Below are 3,440 nucleotides of genomic sequence, written 5' to 3'. Positions count from 1 at the left end.
GGCCGATAGCGGCCCGCCGGACTGGCGGGAAATGACTACGGCCCGACGAGGCCCGTTGCCTACCGTTCCCTGCATCTGGGCCGACCCGAAGCCGGAGGCGATCGCCGGGGCGGCAGGACGGCGGTTGAGGAGGGCACACGAGATGACGACAACCGCCACGCGTCGCCGCTTGCTTGCCGGCACTGTCACCCTTGCCGTCGCGACGGTCCTGTCGGCGCGCACTCGCGCGCAGACCGCGCCCGCACCGATCCTGATCCGCGGCGCCCGCATCTTCGACGGCCGCTCCCCGCAACTCGTCACCGGCGCCGAGGTTCTCGTCGAGAACGGGATGATCTCGCGCATCGGCGCGAACCTGCAGCGGCCGGACGGCGTGCGGATCATCGACGCGGGCGGACGGACGCTGATCCCGGGCCTGCTCGACTCGCATGTGCACACCATGGTCAATGCGAGCTTCGACCGGGTGATCTACCAGCACAGCTGGTCCTACGTCGGTGCGCTTGCGGCTGCCGGCGCGGAAGCCTTCCTGATGCGGGGCTTCACCTGCGTCCGCGACGTGGGCGGCCCCTCCGCGGGCCTCAAGCAGGCGATCGACGAGGGCGTGCTGCCGGGGCCGCGCATCCTGCCGTCGGGGCCCTTCATCTCCCAGACCAGCGGGCATGGCGACTTCGACCCGAGCATGAACCGGCTCTCGTGGCGCTTCGCCGGCGTGCCGGACCGGGCGGCGATCTACGGATGGGCGCTCATCGCGGACGGGCCGGCGGAGGTGAGCGCGGCCGTGCGCGAGGCGATGCGCTCTGGCGCGTCGCAGATCAAGGTGATGGCCAGCGGCAGCGTGACCGGAGCGCATGATCCGGTGGACATCGCGGAATACTCTGTGGAGGAGCTGCGCGCCGCTGTCGCCGCGGCCGAGGGCTGGGGCACCTATGTGACGGTGCACGCCTTCTCGAACCGAGCCGTGCGCAACGCCGTCGAGGCCGGCGTGAAGAGCGTGGAGCACGCCCCCTTCATCGACGAGGACACGATCCGTCTGATGAAGGAGCGGGGCGTCTGGCTGAGCACGCAGTATCACCTCACCTCGCTCACGCCCGAGCAGTTCGGCCTCGCCGGCACGCCGGCGGCGGCGAGGCTGCTCGAGGTCTCGGCAGCGGCGGAAAGCATGTACCGCCTGGCAAAGCAGTATGGCGTGCGCCAGGCCTGGGGCACCGACCTGTTCGGTTCGCCCGCCGTCCAGGCCCAGGAGTCGCTCGAATTCGTCGCGCGCGCGCGGCATTTCTCCGCCCTCGAGATCCTGAAGCAGGCGACCTCGGAGAACGCCGAGCTGTTGCGGCTGAGCGGGCTGCGCCATCCCTATCGCGCCGGGCCGCTCGGCGTCATCGCCCAGGGCGCCTATGGCGACATGCTGGTGGTGGATGGCAATCCGCTCGACGACATCACGATCCTGTCGCGGCCGCAGCAGAGCCTCGCAGTCATCATGAAGGGCGGGCGCATCTACAAGAACACGCTCGGCTGACGGGCCGGCGGCGATGAGCGGCGACGGGGGAACCGGACACGACCTGGCCGCAAGTGGCCGGGGGATGATCGTCGGTCCGCGCGTCGCGCGGTCCTCGGCCGCGTCTTCTCCGGCCTCGACGAACGCTTTCCCGGGCGGGACGGGCCGCCAGGGCATGACCGCATGACGACGACAGAGAGCGGAGGACATCCAGGATGACCAAGATGGTTTCGCGCCGTGGGTTGCTGGCCGGCACGGGCACCCTGGCGATCGCGACGATCCTGACGACGCGGGCGCGCGCGCAGAACGCTCCCCCACCGACCCTGTTCCGCGGCGCGCGCATCTTCGACGGCCACTCGCCCGATCTCGTCACCGGATCCGAGGTGCTGGTGGAGAACGGCCTGATCTCCCGCATCGGCCGGAACCTCCCGCGGCCGGACGGCGTGCGGGTCATCGACGCCGGCGGGCGGACGCTGATGCCTGGCCTGATCGACGCGCACTGGCACACGATGATGTCCGCGATCCATGGCAACAACTGGATGACCGACCAGCCGGACTACACCCATGCGGCGATGGTCGTCGAAGCGCGGAAGACCTTGATGCGCGGGTTCACCAGCTGCCGCGACACCGGGGGACCGGGCTTCGGGGTCAAGAAGGCGATCGACGAGGGCCTGATCGAAGGGCCGAGACTCTTCCTGTCGGGGAGGCTGATCTCGCAGACCTCCGGCCATGCCGACCGGTCCCTCGCCTTCGACACGCCGAGGATGTTCGGCGGTTCGGTCCCCATGGGTGAGTCGATCATGGCCATGGACCGAGTCGTCAATGGCCCCGCCGAAGTGCTGACCGCCGTGCGGGAAAACCTCCGGCAGGGGGCCACCCAGATCAAGATCACCATGGGCGGCGGCGTGTATTCCGTCTTCGACCCGCTCGACGTGGTCGAGTTCACCAGCGAGGAGGTGAAGGCCGCCGTCGACGCCGCCGCGGACTGGGGCACCTACGTGACGGCCCATGTCTACCAGGACAGGGGCATCCGGAGGGCGATCGAGAATGGCCTGAAGTGCATCGAGCACGGGCAGATGATGAGCGAGGATACGGCCAAGCTGATGGCCGACCGGGGCATCTGGTTGGTCACCCAGCCCTTCGAGTACGACGAGAACCTGAGGGCGTTCGCGAACGACATCCAGTGGGCCAAGTATCTCGAGGTCGTGGAGGCGTGGAAGAAGACCGCCGAATACCTCAAGCGCCACACCGTCAAGATGGGCTACGGGACCGACCTCGTCTTCACGCCGCAGACCAACGACCAGCAGCAGGCCGGCTTCCTGGCCAGGTTCTCCAACTGGTTCAGCACCATCGAGATGCTGCGGATGATCACGGGCAACAATGGCGAGCTGCTGGCCTTGTGCGGCAGGCGCAACCCCTATTCGCGCGGCCCGCTCGGCGTGATCAGGCAGGGCGCCTATGCCGACATCCTCCTGATCGACGGCAACCCGCTGGACGACGTGAGGATTCTCGGCGACGGCGGCAAGAACATGCCGCTCATCATGAAGGATGGGCGCATCCACAAGAACACGCTCGGCTGACGGGGCGGCGGCGTCATGGGTGACGGCGGAACGGTGCGCGGCGTCGCCGCGCATGGCGCGCGGCGCGCAGGAAGGGCGCACGGCCCGGTTCTCCGGCGCCTGGCGATGCTACTGCTGCTGTTCCTGGCCGCTCTGCCGGCGCGCGCCGAGGAGTTCCGCACCATCCAGTGGTCGGACCTCCTCCCGCGGGCGGCGGCACCCTTCGACGATCCCTTCGCCGCCCTGTCGGAGGACCAGCTGTCCGACCTGGCGACGATCGCGCGGGTGCGCGCGCTGGCCGCCTCCGGTCAGGCGGCAGCGGGGCCCCCCCCCCCCCCCCCCGGCCCCCCGGGGCCGCCCCCCGCCCCGGCGGGGGGGGGGGGGCCCCCCCC

The 3,440-nt window shown here is 69.9% G+C and carries 3 protein-coding genes; all 3 read left to right on the top strand.

Annotated elements, in window-relative coordinates:
* The first annotated feature begins 142 nt into the window (after positions 1-142).
* Positions 143-1,510: a metal-dependent hydrolase family protein gene (locus tag AC1MIR_RS27625; protein WP_480031377.1), complete on the top strand. Its 1,368-nt coding sequence runs from the start codon at positions 143-145 to the stop codon at positions 1,508-1,510.
* A 194-nt stretch (positions 1,511-1,704) separates the two neighbouring features.
* The gene (locus AC1MIR_RS27620) at positions 1,705-3,069 is read left to right on the top strand and encodes a metal-dependent hydrolase family protein (RefSeq protein WP_480031376.1); all 1,365 of its coding nucleotides are present in this window, start codon (positions 1,705-1,707) and stop codon (positions 3,067-3,069) included.
* A gap of 105 nt (positions 3,070-3,174) precedes the next feature.
* A partial coding sequence (locus AC1MIR_RS27615) for a hypothetical protein (RefSeq protein ID WP_480031375.1) occupies positions 3,175-3,440 on the top strand: 266 nt, incomplete at its 3' end.

The organism is Falsiroseomonas sp. RANM36, assembly GCF_056682175.1.
This window is presented reverse-complemented; position numbering and strand designations above follow the sequence as displayed.